Here is a 15,892-nt window from a genome sequence, read left to right on the forward strand (position 1 = left end):
GCTACACCTTTTCGTTTATTACAATGACAGTCTAAGACCAAAAGTATGACTTCTGGGCATAGGTGTGTTCAATGATTCAGGGTCCCATCCCGGCCATTTGGTGAAACATAACAAGTTATGACCAGAATAATATAGTTCAAGATTATTTAAATTAAAACGTTGTGTAAACGCTCTTGGCACAGTGTAAGAGAAAGACACATCCTGCAGCCTTAAGAAAGAACGGGATTTGTAAATCTTAAGTCCTCCTCCATAAACACTTGTGTTGGGTGTAAGTCTTGAATAATCATTAATTGGATTCTCAGGAGTCCAATAAGGGAGATCAAATGAATTTCTCTTTTCTCCAGTATCTGCACCATTCGCTCTCAAAGCATTCGAGAATGCAGCTTTATGCCCTAAATCAGCCCTAAAGAAAATGGAAAGATTGAAATTCTCCATGAAAGTAAAGCTATTCCTAAGGCCCAATCTGTGTCTCGGTTCTTTGTATCCTGTAAATTGTTTATCGTGCAATGCTTCGAATTTGCCATTATCATCTACGTCTTCTGTTTTCCAGTCGCCCGGTAACAGTCTATAACGCGCAGCTTCTTCCGCTTCATCTTCCTGCCATACACCCAAAACCTTATAATCCCAGATTTGATCAATCGCGTGGCCCGGGAATAAGTTGTTCGTATAATCGGGTATTTCTCTTTGAACTAACTTACCGTCAATTTCAACTGTTTCATAATTACCGAATAACTTAACGATCTTATTTCTGTTGGCAGAATACACAAAATTAGAAGTCCATCTGAAATTTTTATTGTCTATGTTCACGGTATTCAGGGTAAGGTCAACCCCTTTGTTCTGCAACTCTCCTAAATTAGTCATGATGCTTTTAAAACCGGTAATTAGAGGAAGTTGTCTTGCCATTAACAAATCCAACGTATTCATGACATAAAAATCAGCTGTCAGATCAATACGGTTATCAAAAAGGCCTAAATCCATACCGACATTATAAGAGGAAGTTCTTTCCCATTTCAAACCGGAATTTGCTAAAGTAGTACTTGCAATTCCTACACTACTATTCGTTCCATTAAAATAAGGCACGGCCTTCAATTGAGCTAATGCCGCGTAAGCACCAATGTCTCTATTTCCGTTTTCACCCCAAGACAAACGAAGTTTCATTTGATAAACATGAGGGATCTTAAAAAAGCTTTCGTCAGAAATCTTCCAAGCTAAAGCAACTGCGGGGAATGTCGCTCTCGGGTTGTTTACACCAAAAGCAGAATAACCATCTCGTCTTACAGAAGCAGTGATCAAATATTTATCCAGTAAAGTATAGTTTAATCTGGCCATCAATGCATCAGCTGTTGTTTGCGTATCTTCAGCACTTACAGTCGGCACTGTTCCGAAGTGTATGCCGCTAAATGTAAGATTTTCGTTAGGAATAAATTTCTGATTATTTGCAGTTGTTAACCACCTTTGAGCTTTTTCAGCACTAAACAAAAGAGTCACATCAAAACCATGAACACCATATTGTTTTTTCCAACTCACTAAGTTGTCAAATATCCAACTCAGATTTTTAGATTCAGCCCTTGTGCCTACTCCCCCTTGTCCTCCGGCAGGAATAGTAGACGGGTAAAAATTATACTCACTTGCAAAAGTGTAGTTAGGCTGAAATGAAATTTTGTAGTTTATATTGTAGGGTAATTTTATGTTTGCATAAGCAGAAGCGAAAACAGAATTGATTTTTTTATGTCTGTCTTGCTCATAATAATTAAGAAACGGATTTGCCAATGCATAATCATTAGGATACCATTTTGGGGTACCGTCTTCGTTAAACATAGAACCGTATGGACTCATATAGTACATCGTTTCAAGATCAACAGGAACCGCACTTTCATCTCTGTCTGTAAAGTGCGTATTAACACCGGCTGTTAACCAATCTGTTATTGTAAAGTCAAAATTCAAACGAGTTCTTATTGCCGAATAACTATCTCCTGTAATAACACCTTCATTATTCTGGTAATCGACAGACCAGAAATAAGACATTTTTTCAGTACCTCCGCTTATATTTACATCATACTTTTGTCTCATACCTGATCCGAAAGCTTCGTTAAACCAGTCAACCGTATTTCCATTTAAATAATTATCGACTTCAGTCTGATAAAAATACAACCTGCTCAACCATTCTCTCGTATTATCTTCTTGTGAATTATCACTCGCTTTTCTCCAATCCTCAAGGGTTACACCTGAAGGAAGATTGTTTGGATCGTCATAATAGTAAGAAACCATTTGCGGATTCTTTGCTCTCTGCATATCTCTCTTGTAAGTCAAATAACCATTTTTGTCGTATGACTTATACATATTCGTAGGACTTGCCGTACCAACCTGAGCAGAAAAAGCAATCATAGGCTTACCTTTTTCTCCTTTTTTAGTTGTAATCATAATAACACCGTTGGAAGCACGGGCACCATAAATAGCTGCAGAACTGGCATCTTTCAATATTTCTATCGACTGTACATCCTGTGGGTTAATATCTAACATGCTACCATTAAATATTGAGCCGTCCAAAACAATCATTGGTTCTGTAGAAGCATTCAATGATGTACGCCCTCTGATCTCCATGGTTCCTCCTCCTTTGGCTGAAGCACCTTGAACGCCATTAAAACCAGCCACACTTCCGGCTAACATATCCGAGATTTGAGTTCCGGCTTGATTTTTCAGCACTTTAGAATCAATCCTCTGTACAGAACCAGTTAAATCCGATTTCTTAACTGCACCATAACCAATAACGACAAACTCATCAAGCAATTTAACATCTTCTTTCAGTACAATTTTAAATACTGTATTATTACTTACAGATATCTCCTGACCTAAGTAACCAATATAAGAAACAATCAATACAGCATTAGAAGGAACATCTATAATGAAGTTGCCATCAATATCCGATATGGTTCCTAAAGTAGTACCTTTTACAGAAATATTCGCTCCAATCACAGGTTCGCCTTTTTCATCTACAATCGTTCCTGTTATTTGTTTTGTTGTGTTTTGCAAAACATGCGGCACTGATGTATCAGTGCTTTTCACTGTAGTCACAATATCTAAAGGAGGGTTATTTGCATACGTCAGATTATAAGATGTGCAAATAAACAACAAAGAATAGCTTGTTATCTTTAACGTTTTTTTAAAGCTAAATCTTCTTTGTTTGTCCGAAACGAACAATAGGTTTTTCATCATAAATTCATGAGATTATTTAGGTTAATACTATTATTTTCAATACAAGTGCCAAAAATTAATAAATCACAAACATTCTTGTTTACATAATTTAGCAGTTAGTGTATTACAAAGATTCTCCTAACTGCCGGGTTATTTGTCCAATCAAAGAAAAAGTATATTACTTTAAAAGAGAAAGAAATACCCAAATAAAAAAGCGATAACGTTTCCGATAACGTTTCCGAAAGTCAATACCTATTAATATTGGTTCAATTAATGAAAATACACATTTGTAGGTATTGATGACAATAGATCAATCTATGAACTTTGTTTGATCTTTGTTTGTTGAATATGTAAATTCCAAATTGTAATTGTTTTATGAAAAAAATAGGTGTTTTTTATGGTTCTTCAACTGGTACAGTAGAAGATTTAGCACAGCGTATTGCTGCTAAATTAGGTGTTGATTCATCTGATGTTTTTAACGTAGGTGATATCGATGCTGATGTGGTTGATCCTTATGAAGTATTAGTTTTAGGTTCATCTACCTGGGGGGCGGGAGATTTGCAAGACGACTGGGAGGATTTCTTAAAAAAACTAAAGAAAGCTGATCTTGCAGGAAAAAGTATCGCTCTTTTTGGTGCGGGAGACTCTGCTTCTTTTAGTGATACTTACTGTGATGCAATCGGAACTATTTATGAAGATCTGCAAAGCACAGGTGCAACATTTGTAGGCACTGTATCTACAGATGGCTACACATTCGATGATTCTACGGCTTTAAAAGACGGTAAGTTTGTTGGACTTCCTTTAGATGAACTAAATGAAGACGGCGAAACTGATGGGCGTATTGATGCATGGGTGGAACAGTTGAAAAGTGAAGCTTTATAATTACTAAATCAGTGCTGTATAGGAAAGGGAATGCTAAAAGACCGGGCATTCCCTTTCTTATTTGCAATCAACAAAAGCCTTATAAATCACGAGCAGTGCTTCTCCTTCTACCGAAATTGTAAATTCGGTGCCGATTGCTTCGTTTAATGTACCTTGCCACCAACTTTCGAAACGTCTGTTCGTCACTTCCCAACGAAGTCCTGTGGTAGTTACTTCTACTTGCGGAGTTATACAGAATATAGATATTTGCTGTCCTTTTTGAGATTTAAACGTCCTACTGGTCTTCATTGGAATAAAAACACCAAAGTCCGACATCATCTCCACTTGTTCAAACAAGTCAATGTAGCTTGTCAGCAAACTGATATTGCCTAAAGTATGGTCTTCACGCAGACCTGTCGCTCCTAAAATCAATATTCTTTTATATCCTTTTTCATGAGCAAAATGAACAGCTTTTGTCAAGTCATTTGTCATTTGCTCCTCTGAATACCGCACTTCACAAACTGAACTATAGCGGATCTCTTCAGGCAAGCTGTCCAGATCACCCACAATAGCAGTAGGCTTGAAACCTCTCGACAACAAACTCTCGGCAGCTCCATCACAAGCTACCAACGCCGGAACTTCACTTAAATATATTAATATCTCTTCCCGCGAAGGAAACAACCCGTTTGCGACAATCACACAATCAAAATCTATATTCATCTTATTATTATTCCTAATCTTACAAAATATAACCGGACTACGCTATTTCTGAAACTATGCTGCATGACTTCCTTTTTTCTTCCAGTTATAATAACCAACTATAGCCAATACAGCAAAACAAAGATACAGAAACATCGTGGGATATAATTCACGTGAATAATACAGATAAGCAGAAACAGAATTAATTAACACCCAGCAAGGCCAATGTTCAATAAAGCGATGCGCCAACATCCAGGTGGCAACAATACTCAATGCCGTGGTAAAAGCATCGCCTAAGGCCACGGGTGAATCCGTCAAATCATTCAACACATAATAAACACCTCCAAACAAAACGACAGACACCAAGCCACAGCACAAAGCCAGCCCTAAAGTTATACGATGATACACGATACCCGTATCCTCAGCCACCTCACTCTCCTGCCCTCTACGACGAGACCAAAGCAAAAAACCATAAATGCTGATCAGCACATAATAAACATTCAAAGCCATCACCGCATAAAACTTAGAAAAGAAAAACACAAAAACATAAGTAAGTGATGAAATAAATCCCACCACCCACATTGCTTTATGTTGCTTGATCTCCAACCAGAGATAAAGCAATCCGGTTACCACACCAAAATATTCTAAACCTTGCTCCATAAATACACTTTTGTATGAAATTTGTAGTCTGAAATACAAAAAGTGCAAAAGCAAAAGAAAACACCTGAACGATCATAGTCGTTCTCCCTTCGACGGCATTATCCGCATCAGGTAATGTGGGTATTATCTCAGCCCGACAATCATCTTATCAAAAATGATTATTCAAGCACCCCTTAGTATTCAGGATACAAAGAAAGGAAAAATAGCTATAGTTTTTATCTTTAGAGTAGAAACATTACAGATAAAAAGGAATATCCGGTTGGAAACTAACTATTTTTCTTGTTTTAAAATCAAATTTGACGCTTTTCACACAAGATTGATAATCAACCGATTATACACATCAAAAAACACAAAGGTTATTTTCCGAAAAATAAAGGATATTTTTTGAAAAATAAAGGATATATTTTTTTTCATATAGTATTACAAAAAAACGCTCCATTTTAAAGTTGAATTTGTTTACACTGATCCGAAGTTGGAATAGATACCAAAACACTATCAAATGGGAAAAATAGTTGATTAAAAAACTTCATAAAAAAACTGCTTATATTAAATATGAGCAGTTTTTATGAAGTTATATTATTTATTTAAAGTGTTTATCCGTAAAATCCATAAAGCGTTCCCAATCATAGTCTACAACATCATGTTTACCTGTTCTAATATGATAACCAACATCCTCCATAATCGGCTGGTGTAATCCTGGCATAATAGTCGATTCTATCCCGGACAAACCGTACAAACGGTAGACAGGGCTCGCATAATAAGTAGAAAGGAACTCTCCTCTTGGGTCTGCCCACAAATCTTCCTGAGCACTTGCCACATAAACCTTTCTTGGTGCAATCAGCGAAAGAAGCTGATGTTGATCAAACGGAAGCTCTTTCTCATTATTCCGATATTGATTAAATGCCGGACAAAACCAAGACGGTTGAATTGAAGAGACGATAGCAACGGTTTCTCCAAATACACGTTTAGATAAAGCAGCACCTCCACAACCTGAGTCATTTGAAATAACAACCTTAAAACGTTTATCTTGAGCACCTGCCCAAAGCGCGGCTTTTCCTTGTCTGGAATGTCCCATTATAGCCACTTTCTTCATGTCTATCCTTGAGTCCGTTTCCAGATAATCCAGGATTCTACTGCTTCCCCACGCCCAGGCTCCTATAGCCTGCCATTCGTCTAATGCGGTTGACTCCGGGTTATAGTCCGAAAATAGAGAAACAATACTGTGATCTTTCAAGCCTTGCTTATCTGGATAAATATCGTGATAACACATAGTCGCTATCGCGTAACCTCTCTCTAAAATTTTCTCATAACACCATCTACTTGTTTGTACACCTCTTTCCCAATCCGGATGATCAGGTTCCTTTACCAAAGGAAATACCGGAGAATAATGTACAGTCGTGTCGAATGTTGTACTGTGATTCCCCTTAAAATTATATCCTACAAATACAGGAACTTTCCCTTTTACCTGATTTGGCACATACATTAATAGAATTGCTTCTATCTGTTTCGTCCCATTAGAAAAAACAAACTTCACTTGTTTACTTGTGGCAAGACCATTCATGTCTTGAGCATTCTCAGTAAGAATCTCATAGTCAACCTTAATTTTCTCATTAGGAGTCCGTCCATACATCTGTGAAGCAAACATACTCAGAATCTCCGGTCTTCTTTTTTGTTCCCACTGTTTGATTGATGTCACTTTTTCACCATCCTCACAAGACAACACATCTGGTAGAATATATGGGGGGATTTTTGACTCATCATAATTCACATCTTTCCTTTGGGCGTATGAGAATGTTGATAAGCTTAATAAAATCAATACAATTACTCTTGTCATAATTATTTATAGTATTAATTAACAACCTACTGTATCATCAAAGCTCCACCTTTAACGGAGGGAGGTTCTTCTCTGCTCCAGGATAACCTATATTTTGATTTATAACGCCTCCAGTATTTGCATTAATTGCAGATGCAGGAACCGGCCACAACATATGGTGAACACTAATTTTATATTCAGCCCAACGATGACTTACGCCTTTGTTGTAAAAATTATTCTTCTCCACAACCCAATCATACCAGAAATTGTAACCTGTTTGCTTTACATTTGCACCTGCACCTCCCAGACCTGAGATATTCTCTAAGCTATACGTATGCCCAAAATATTCACAAGTCTTTCCTGTTTTTGCAAAAGTAAATGCAATTCGGGTCAGCTCCAAATGTCTATTCTCCTCATAATAAAGTTCTCGGGCCCTCTCATCGACAATTGAAGCAATTGAAATATCCGCTGTAGTTAAAGGATCTGCCCCTGCTCTTGCTCGAACAATATTCAGCATTTCCGCAACCTGAGCTGGTTGATTCTTCCAATAATAAGCTTCGCCCATTAACAAATAAACTTCTGCAGTACGATAGATATACATTGGCGTTTCTCCTCCCCAATACCAACTTGAAGACACAGGATCTGGGACAAACAGTTTAAAATGTGGCCATTGATACCATGCACGAACAGAATCCTCAACAGACATTGCCGGATTTTTCACTAAATGTTGCCCATAATATATATTCCCTTTATTTTTTAATGCTGGATCATTATACCACATATCAGCCGGGCTTTTCCAGCTGTCTCTATTATACACACCTCTCAAATCATTTCGCTCTTTCTCTGTCCATAGTGTATATTGATAGTAATTTGTTATTCTAGCTCTTCCTATTCCACGACCATATATTGTATTTATCTCATACTTCGGTTCTACATTGTTGGTAAAAACAATTCCTGTCATACCATCGGGAGTTGAAACACCAACAATTCTAGGAAGCGTATTTCTCATTAATTGAGAACTCAAAGATCCTGTTACATTGGGATAAGAAACAATATACATCAAACCTTCCGTATTAGTCATATCTAGTTTGGCCTCTACACTATGTAGATCATGCATTAAATTGGTGTTTGGTTTTGATTTATTTATTGTAAAGCGCTCTGTCATCAACGGATGCTTTGCAACTATATCTTGTCCGATTTTTATTGCTTCATCATTGAACCCCAAACAAATATTAATTTTCATCAACAATGTACCACATGCGCTTTTACTCACCCGACCACGATCTACTAATTCCGGCACATGAATATAAGCAAAATCCAAATCTTTTTTCATTCTCTCAAGAATGCTCCATCTGTCATGCGAATAAAAATCCACTTTAGGCTCTGTTAGTTCACCTTCCAAAAAAGGAACATCACCAAATTGATGTACTAATTTATAGTACCAGTAAGCGCGATGAAAATAAGCCTGTCCCAAAATTGAATTTCTGATCGTCTCATTTGCAAAAGTCACTTCATCAATTCTTGCAATTATAATATTAGCGTATTTTATAGCTTTATAAGCATTGATCCAATACCAACCCACACGGGTATAATCCATATTATTCAAATTAGCATCCGGAAGTAGTGACTTATCCATATCCATCTGTGGTCCGGCTTTATCAGTTGTTCCTTCAACACAGATATCAGATTGTATCATTTCTGTCAGGATAGCACATCCGTCTCCATTATACTCCTCATGCATAACTCCTTCACAAGCAAAAAGAGCTGCCTCAAAGCCTTCAGCGTCTATATAGGTGTTCTCTGGCGTGTAAAAGGACAATGGTTTAGGCTCCAACCAACTGTCGCTACACCCCCCTAAAATGAATACAGACAATAATATCGAATATATTTTATAGTTTTTCATACTTTCTTGATTTATAATGTTACACTTATTCCAAAAGTAAATGTACGAGGAGTTACAGAACCTCCTTCTGGATCCCAAAAGTCCCAATCTGGAGCCCATACTAACGGATTTTGAACACTCATAGACAATCGTAGATTTTGCACAGATACACGTTGTGTGATTTCTTTGGGTACATTATAAGATAAACTTATATTTTCCAGACGAATAAATGATTTGTTCACCCAGTTAGTTCCTAAATTCTTTGAGCCAATACGCGCATAATCGTTGATCGGATTAGTAGATGTCCATCTGGGGAAATCGTAATCAGAGCTCCTATCAGGAAAAGAGTGGTTATTTGCAGCTCTTTGGTGCGATGCGTAATAGTTCCAAAAAGAATAGAATAAAGCAGAAAAAGAGAAGTCTTTATACTTTACTTCATTTCTCAATGTCCATCTAAATCTGGGAGTCTTGTATCCTTGAAAGACTTTATCTTTATTGTTCATTATACCATCATTATTCTGATCAATATATTTAAAATCACCAGGTTGACAACCATAAATTGCCGCAGTTTCTTTTTCATCCAACTGCCAAACGCCATTGCGTTCGTAAGACCAGATTCTATCCGGATCTTGCCCGATAAACCATTCATTTGTTTCATCATTAGCCTCTTCTTGACCTAAAACATTTCCTTTTTCATCCAGAACATCAACCATATCTCCGTATAATTTATTGATTTTACGTCTATTAAACGAGAAATTACCCGAAGCAGTCCAACTAAAGTCTTTGTTATTAATAATATTAGCATTGACCGTTACCTCCATACCGCGGTTTTGTAATTGACCAAGATTACTTGTCACACTGGAAAATCCAGTGATATTAGGAAGCGCCCGGTTTACCAATAAATCATTAGTTTTTGCTGTATATAGTTCCAAGGAACCACTCAACAAATCATTAAAGACTGAAAAATCCAAACCCAAATTATACGAAGCTGTTCTTTCCCATTTTAGATTGTAATTGGCCATTGTATTCACATATATTTGTGATGTAGTATAAACCGTACCCGTTTGGTCGATATAAGGTCTTAAACCTGATACCATCTGAGCAAGAGCTGCATATTGTCCGATTTCTCTATTACCATTTTCACCCCACGAAAAACGAAGCTTTGCATAGTTCAACCATTCTTCTGTTTTTTTCATAAACTTCTCTTGTGTAAAAACCCAACCAAGAGCGACAGCGGGGAATACGGCATGTGGATTTTTCTTACCAAAAGCCGAAAACCCATCACGTCTGACTGACGCCGTCAACATATATTTATTATCAAAAGAATAGAAAAAACGTCCCATTTGCGCATCACCCGTTTGATAAGTATCATTACTCGAAACTGTTGGTACACCTCCTGCTTGCAATCGATGATAACCTAATACATCATTAGGGGTGTAATTTTTACTATGGGCCTCAGTATACCAATACTGAGCCTTTTCTGCGTTTGCCAACAAGGTTACTTCTATTTTATGCTGATTTAAAAATTCCTTTTTCCAATTTATAATATTATCAACCTGCCAGTTAAATCGCTTGCTATGTTGTCTGGTTGATTCCCCTCCAATTGCTTTCCAATTCTCGCCTTTAGAAGAATAATGTTTAAAATATTCCGAAAAATGATAATATGGAATAAAATTCAAGGTATATTCAATCCCGAAAGGCAAAGATAATAATGCATAAAGCTTCGCATTTATATTATGTTTCACATCTTTCAAGTCTGTATATAAATTATCATAAAAGGGATTTATTGGATCAAGTCCAGTTGGTCTTCTTTGGTATAAACTTTCCGGATCATCAATATTATTCGAAGCATAAGGAGGAATCATCGTCATTTGTCCCCAAAGAGATTTTAAGAAACTCTCATTACGATAAGCATATTGTGCATTAACTCCTACAGTTAAGAACGGTGTCACTTTCGATTCCACATTTACACGAGCACGGAATGTTTGGTATTTATCTCCATCAATAATACCCTCACGATCAACCCAGTTTAATGATATATACTGAGAAGTATAATCAGTCGCATTAGACACACTTACCGTATAATCCTGTTGTAATGCGGTTTGAAATACTAAATCATCCCATTTTGTTACTTTGCCGGCAAGATAATTTTGTATTTCCGGGGTTGTAAAATTTAAGCGTGATAACCATTGTGTAAGAAGTTGTTCATCCGTGACAGATGAGACAGGTGTTTTTTGATCATAGTTATACCAATCTAACTGATTGACACCATTCAATTCAAAAGGATTCATGAAAATCTGTGGAAATTCTGCTAAATAAGCATCAGAATTCCGCCCTTCATTATAATCCTGCCTAAATTTCATGAATCCTGTTGCATCTAATATTTTAGGCTGGCTTGCAGATTGAGCTATTGCGATATTGGCATTCGCATTAATAATTGGTTTTCCGGTTTTACCTTTTTTGGTTGTAAAAACAATGACTCCATTTGCCGCCTTAGCACCATAGACCGCAGCAGAACTTGCGTCTTTCAAAATATCTACTGAAGAAATATCCTGTGGGTTTATGTCAGCTAACGCGCCTTCATAAATAACCCCATCCAAGACAATCAGTGGGTCACTGTTAGACGCCAATGTCCCTTTCCCACGAATAGCCATAGACGCTTCAGCCTTAGCATCTGTAGCCAAACCTATATTTAATCCTGCAGCATTAGCTCTTAAAATATCTTGTACATTTCGCGGACCTTGTTGCGCAATATTTTCAGTTTTAATACTGGATATTGCGCCAGTCAAATCACTCTTTTTAGCTGATCCATAACCGATAACGACCACTTCATCAAGAGCTTTAAGATCTTCCTTCATTCTTATACTTAAACCATCTTTTGCTTGAACTTCAATGGGATCATACCCAATATAAGAGATCAGAAGAATACTACTTGCGGAAGCCTCCAAACTAAATCGTCCATCAATATCAGTTATAGTACCATTAGTTGTTCCTTTTTCTACAATATTCGCACCAATAATTGGCTCTCCCCTCTCATCCAGAACTTCTCCTGTTATCCGTTTGTTTTTTTGTTGAGGGATTGCTGTACTATACACCTTTTTCATTAATATTATCTGCCGATCAACAACCTTATACTGGATATTAGTACTCTCAAACAAGTCTGTTAATATCTGCTCTACAGTACTTCGATCTGCCTGTATCGAGACTAATTTATCTGTTTCAAGACTTTTATCCAAAAGCAGAAACGAAAACTCGGTTTCCTGTTCTATTTTATCCAAAACCTCTTCTATAGAAATGTTTTTTACGGTGAAAGATAAAGACACAGATTGTGAGTAGGCATTTTTCGCACTGAGTTGAAAAATGGCAATAAGCATTAAAAAAAAGCTTAATCTCATTATACGACAAAGTTTTAAGAAATAATATGGAGTATTAACCCCGAATAATTTCTGGATTTTCATAATTTTGTATTGAATTTAATGTTTACAATATCTTTGGAGGTTTAGTCCAAAGAAGTTAAGTTCTCCCGACAAGAGTAAGTGACCGCTTACTCTTGTCTCTCTTAATTGACAATTCAGTTTTTCATCATACGCTGTTTCATTTATTATTAGATTAGATTTATTTCTTTTTCAACCACACGTCTATTCGTTGCTTCACTAAAGTTGAATCATTCTTCTGAATGGGCGAACTTAGTTTCCAGGCTATAGGGGCTGCTATCTCAAGATACGAGAAAATCTGCTGTATGGTTTCATCCGTAAAAGTGACGCGAGATAAATAGTTTCCTGATTGATTGTGTTCATCATGGAGAACGATCTCAATATTGTACCGACGGCTTAATCTATCGAACACTTCATCTAACGGAGCATTACGGAATATTATTTTCCCGTCTTTCCAGGCTAACTTCTCAGCCAGATTCGTTTCCTGAATTTTTATTATTCCTGTCTCGCTGTCAAAAAGGGATTGTTCACCGGGGAGCATTTCTTTCATTACATGATCCTTATAAAGAACGGAGACTTTTCCTTCAGCAAGCACAGTTTCTACCATTTGACTTTCCGTGTTTATATTGAATTGCGTACCGTGCGCCATCACTCTCATTCCAGAAGCGGTAGAGACATAAAATGGACTATCCTTATTTGATTCTACTTCAAAAAAACCTTCTCCCGTCAATTCTACTTCTCGTTTCTTTAAGTGATTAAGTTGAATTGGATAGCGAAGTGTTGCATTTGAATTCAACCATACTTTTGATTTATCTGGTAACTCAAATCGAGTAACCATACCAGGAGCAGAGGTAACCTCAGCAAATAAGAGTTCCTCTTGCGAATCCTCACCTATCACAAAATATAACAAGGTGAACGTTGAAATTAATAAAGGAAGGGTCAGAATCGCTGCAACACGTGTCAAAATAGAGATATATCTGCTTTTCCGATTTTTCATTCGGATTGATTTCTTTACTTCACCATATCCGGCAGAAATATCATACAACTCCATCTCTTTTATTTTCTGCCTGAGACTAAGGGCCTGCTGAACCGCGGCTAATTCGTCTCTGGCTTCAGGATGTTCAGAAATTAGTTTTTCCACCTCTTCTCGCTCTGCAGAAGTTGCCAGGTTATTACTATACCTAAAAAACAATACTTCTTTATCTATATTTAGTTCATTTTTCATTTGTCGGTATTATCCAGTTTACATCTATAAGACAATCAAGCAACAAAATAGTGCCACTATTTGACAAAAATCTTTCAATCTATACTATATTTGCCATCATGAGTAGCATTCCACATACTCAAGATACAGAATTCCTATTATGGAACACAGTTGTTAACGATGATGAAAAAGCCTTTGAGAATCTATTCTGCCTTTTTTATCCGGCTCTTTCTATCTATGCTCGAAGATATATAGAAGACCAAGCGATACGAGAGGACATTGTGCAGGATGTTTTTGTAATACTATGGGAAAGCAGGAAAAAATTAGCAATAAAAACATCAATACGAAATTATCTGATTCTTTCTGTTCGCAACCACTGTCTAAACTATCTAAAAAAAGAGGGATTAAGTCGTCAGTATCAGGAATTTATTTCAACAGAAGAGAATAGTGATGATAATGATGTATATCTCTTATCCGAATTATATAATCTTTTTGAAAAAGCACTGAATAAATTACCGGAAACTTATCGTATCGTTTTTGAAATGCATCGTTTAGAGGGGAAAAGCTATGAAGAGATAGCGAACGAGCTCAACATCTCTGTTCGGACGGCAAAACGTTATAAAAGTCAAGTGATAGAGGTGCTTAAAGTTGAATTAAAAGATTATCTGCCGTTAATTCTCTTATTCTATCCCAGTATTATCAATTGAAATACAGTTCTCTCATGAAAAAGGCCCTGATTTTCTAACAATCAGGACCTCTTTATTTTTACAGATATTTCTTACAATGTGTATTCTTTCCTCACATTAGGTTGTATCGTCGTTAGTTCACTAATATTTATTGGTTTGTTTAATTCAATACTCTTTCTTGCTGCAATACCAATCAGACAAGCTAAAGCCCCGTCACGTACGCCGGCACATTGTTTCAGTGGGTCAGGCGTGTTAGGTATAAAAACCTGATCACGAAGTAGATTATCTCCTCCTCCATGCCCTGAAGTTCCGTGAGGCACTTGAATATACTCTCGTCTGTTGAAATTTTTGAAAAGGACAATTTCATCATAGTTTGCATCATTCACAGGTTTAGATTCTTGTATCCAAGCATCTATACGCCCTTTCGTTCCATTAAAAGCAATGCGATACCCCTCATACGGCGAATACGTTGTAAGCGAGTAAGAGACTTGTACACCATTTTTATATTTAATGCTGGCAGCCATCTTATCATAAATATTCACATCGTTTTTAAATACACAACCGTCACGAAGGTAACCATCGTATTTTTCATTATCGACATAGATTTTCTTATAATAGTCATTTTTTGTAATGTCCCAATAGAAGTTACACGTTTTCGTATGTTTACATGTACGACAGTTTTCTCCTCTGAATTGTCCATTTTTACCATAGAACTCCAAGGAACCCAATCCAAAGACTGTTTCCGGATCACTATCTACCCACCAGTTTAGCAGGTCGAAGTGATGACTCGCTTTATGCACCCAAAGAGAGCCGCTTTTTTCTGTCAACCTATGCCAACGTCTGAAATAATCCGCACCATGAGAAGTATCCAGATACCAATGGAAATCAACAGAGGTAAGTTCTCCAATCTCACCGGCACGTAGAAGCTCCCATATTTTAGCTCTATGTGGAGAATACCGGTAGTTAAATGTTACCCGACATTTCTTTCCAGTTCTCTTTTCCGCATCAAGGATTGCCTGAATTTTATGTTCGTCAATTGTCATTGGTTTTTCAGTCAACACATCTGCACCCATCTCCATACCTTTAATTATAAAGTCATGGTGAGTAGCATCGACCGTCGTCACAATTAACAAATCAGGTTTTGTATCCTTCATCATTTTCTCAAAATTCGTAAAAGTCGGACAATTTACCCCGATATACTCTTTCCCAAACGCCAAGCGCCCTTCGTTTATATCACAAAGTCCAACAAATTCAAGATAAGCAGGATAACGTTTCACTAAATCGCGTCCCCACATACCACACCCACGTGATCCTGTTCCAACAAGTGCAACTTTAAGTTTTTCGGCATTAGATCCAACAGTTGCTGATGCCTTCAGACCATCAACAGGATTGAGCACAGTGCTTCCTGCTAATAATCCAGAAGTCACTAAAAAATCACGTCTTGAAATTTTATTATTCATT

10 protein-coding genes are annotated in these 15,892 nt (G+C 37.0%); 2 read left to right on the top strand and 8 right to left on the bottom strand.

Annotated features, from left to right (window positions below; all coding sequences use genetic code 11):
- Positions 1-18: 18 nt before the first annotated feature.
- Positions 19-3,213 (bottom strand): SusC/RagA family TonB-linked outer membrane protein, encoded by a 3,195-nt coding sequence (locus tag B9Y81_RS00275; protein WP_217809484.1) that lies wholly within the window; start codon positions 3,211-3,213, stop codon positions 19-21.
- A 354-nt stretch (positions 3,214-3,567) separates the two neighbouring features.
- Here B9Y81_RS00275 and fldA point away from each other — a divergent pair, with 354 nt between their 5' ends.
- Positions 3,568-4,074, top strand: a complete 507-nt coding sequence (gene fldA, locus B9Y81_RS00280; protein ID WP_085535008.1) for a flavodoxin FldA — start codon at positions 3,568-3,570, stop codon at positions 4,072-4,074.
- 57 nt (positions 4,075-4,131) lie between these two features.
- Here fldA and B9Y81_RS00285 read toward each other — a convergent pair whose 3' ends face one another.
- From B9Y81_RS00285 to B9Y81_RS00310, 6 genes are all read right to left on the bottom strand, one after another.
- Positions 4,132-4,773, bottom strand: a complete 642-nt coding sequence (locus tag B9Y81_RS00285; protein WP_085535009.1) for a thiamine diphosphokinase — start codon at positions 4,771-4,773, stop codon at positions 4,132-4,134.
- A gap of 54 nt (positions 4,774-4,827) precedes the next feature.
- On the bottom strand, positions 4,828-5,412 hold the full coding sequence (gene pnuC, locus B9Y81_RS00290) for a nicotinamide riboside transporter PnuC (protein ID WP_085535010.1): 585 nt from the start codon (positions 5,410-5,412) through the stop codon (positions 4,828-4,830).
- Positions 5,413-5,992: 580 nt separating this feature from the next.
- Positions 5,993-7,246, bottom strand: a complete 1,254-nt coding sequence (locus B9Y81_RS00295) for an alpha/beta hydrolase family protein (protein ID WP_095996230.1) — start codon at positions 7,244-7,246, stop codon at positions 5,993-5,995.
- Between the two features lie 37 nt (positions 7,247-7,283).
- Entirely contained in the window at positions 7,284-9,128 is a 1,845-nt protein-coding gene (locus tag B9Y81_RS00300) for a RagB/SusD family nutrient uptake outer membrane protein (RefSeq protein ID WP_085535012.1), read from the bottom strand.
- 11 nt (positions 9,129-9,139) lie between these two features.
- Positions 9,140-12,502: a TonB-dependent receptor gene (locus tag B9Y81_RS00305; protein WP_245832368.1), complete on the bottom strand. Its 3,363-nt coding sequence runs from the start codon at positions 12,500-12,502 to the stop codon at positions 9,140-9,142.
- 220 nt (positions 12,503-12,722) lie between these two features.
- Positions 12,723-13,766, bottom strand: coding sequence for a FecR family protein (locus B9Y81_RS00310; protein ID WP_085535014.1), 1,044 nt, complete (start codon positions 13,764-13,766; stop codon positions 12,723-12,725).
- A 98-nt stretch (positions 13,767-13,864) separates the two neighbouring features.
- Here B9Y81_RS00310 and B9Y81_RS00315 point away from each other — a divergent pair, with 98 nt between their 5' ends.
- Positions 13,865-14,452, top strand: a complete 588-nt coding sequence (locus B9Y81_RS00315) for an RNA polymerase sigma-70 factor (RefSeq protein WP_085535015.1) — start codon at positions 13,865-13,867, stop codon at positions 14,450-14,452.
- A 71-nt stretch (positions 14,453-14,523) separates the two neighbouring features.
- On the opposite strand, the gene B9Y81_RS00320 is transcribed toward B9Y81_RS00315, so the two are convergent.
- Entirely contained in the window at positions 14,524-15,891 is a 1,368-nt protein-coding gene (locus B9Y81_RS00320; protein WP_085535016.1) for a Gfo/Idh/MocA family protein, read from the bottom strand.
- Position 15,892: the final 1 nt, after the last annotated feature.

Source organism: Massilibacteroides vaginae (assembly GCF_900178525.1).
Taxonomy (GTDB): domain Bacteria; phylum Bacteroidota; class Bacteroidia; order Bacteroidales; family Tannerellaceae; genus Massilibacteroides; species Massilibacteroides vaginae.

What these genes read in the sequence shown, in the direction of transcription:
- B9Y81_RS00275 (WP_217809484.1), bottom strand. Translation starts at nt 3,213, where the DNA reads ATGATGAAAAACCTATTGTTCGTTTCGGACAAACAAAGAAGATTTAGC.
- fldA (WP_085535008.1), top strand. Translation starts at nt 3,568, where the DNA reads ATGAAAAAAATAGGTGTTTTTTATGGTTCTTCAACTGGTACAGTAGAA.
- B9Y81_RS00285 (WP_085535009.1), bottom strand. Translation starts at nt 4,773, where the DNA reads ATGAATATAGATTTTGATTGTGTGATTGTCGCAAACGGGTTGTTTCCT.
- pnuC (WP_085535010.1), bottom strand. Translation starts at nt 5,412, where the DNA reads ATGGAGCAAGGTTTAGAATATTTTGGTGTGGTAACCGGATTGCTTTAT.
- B9Y81_RS00295 (WP_095996230.1), bottom strand. Translation starts at nt 7,246, where the DNA reads ATGACAAGAGTAATTGTATTGATTTTATTAAGCTTATCAACATTCTCA.
- B9Y81_RS00300 (WP_085535012.1), bottom strand. Translation starts at nt 9,128, where the DNA reads ATGAAAAACTATAAAATATATTCGATATTATTGTCTGTATTCATTTTA.
- B9Y81_RS00305 (WP_245832368.1), bottom strand. Translation starts at nt 12,502, where the DNA reads ATGAGATTAAGCTTTTTTTTAATGCTTATTGCCATTTTTCAACTCAGT.
- B9Y81_RS00310 (WP_085535014.1), bottom strand. Translation starts at nt 13,766, where the DNA reads ATGAAAAATGAACTAAATATAGATAAAGAAGTATTGTTTTTTAGGTAT.
- B9Y81_RS00315 (WP_085535015.1), top strand. Translation starts at nt 13,865, where the DNA reads ATGAGTAGCATTCCACATACTCAAGATACAGAATTCCTATTATGGAAC.
- B9Y81_RS00320 (WP_085535016.1), bottom strand. Translation starts at nt 15,891, where the DNA reads ATGAATAATAAAATTTCAAGACGTGATTTTTTAGTGACTTCTGGATTA.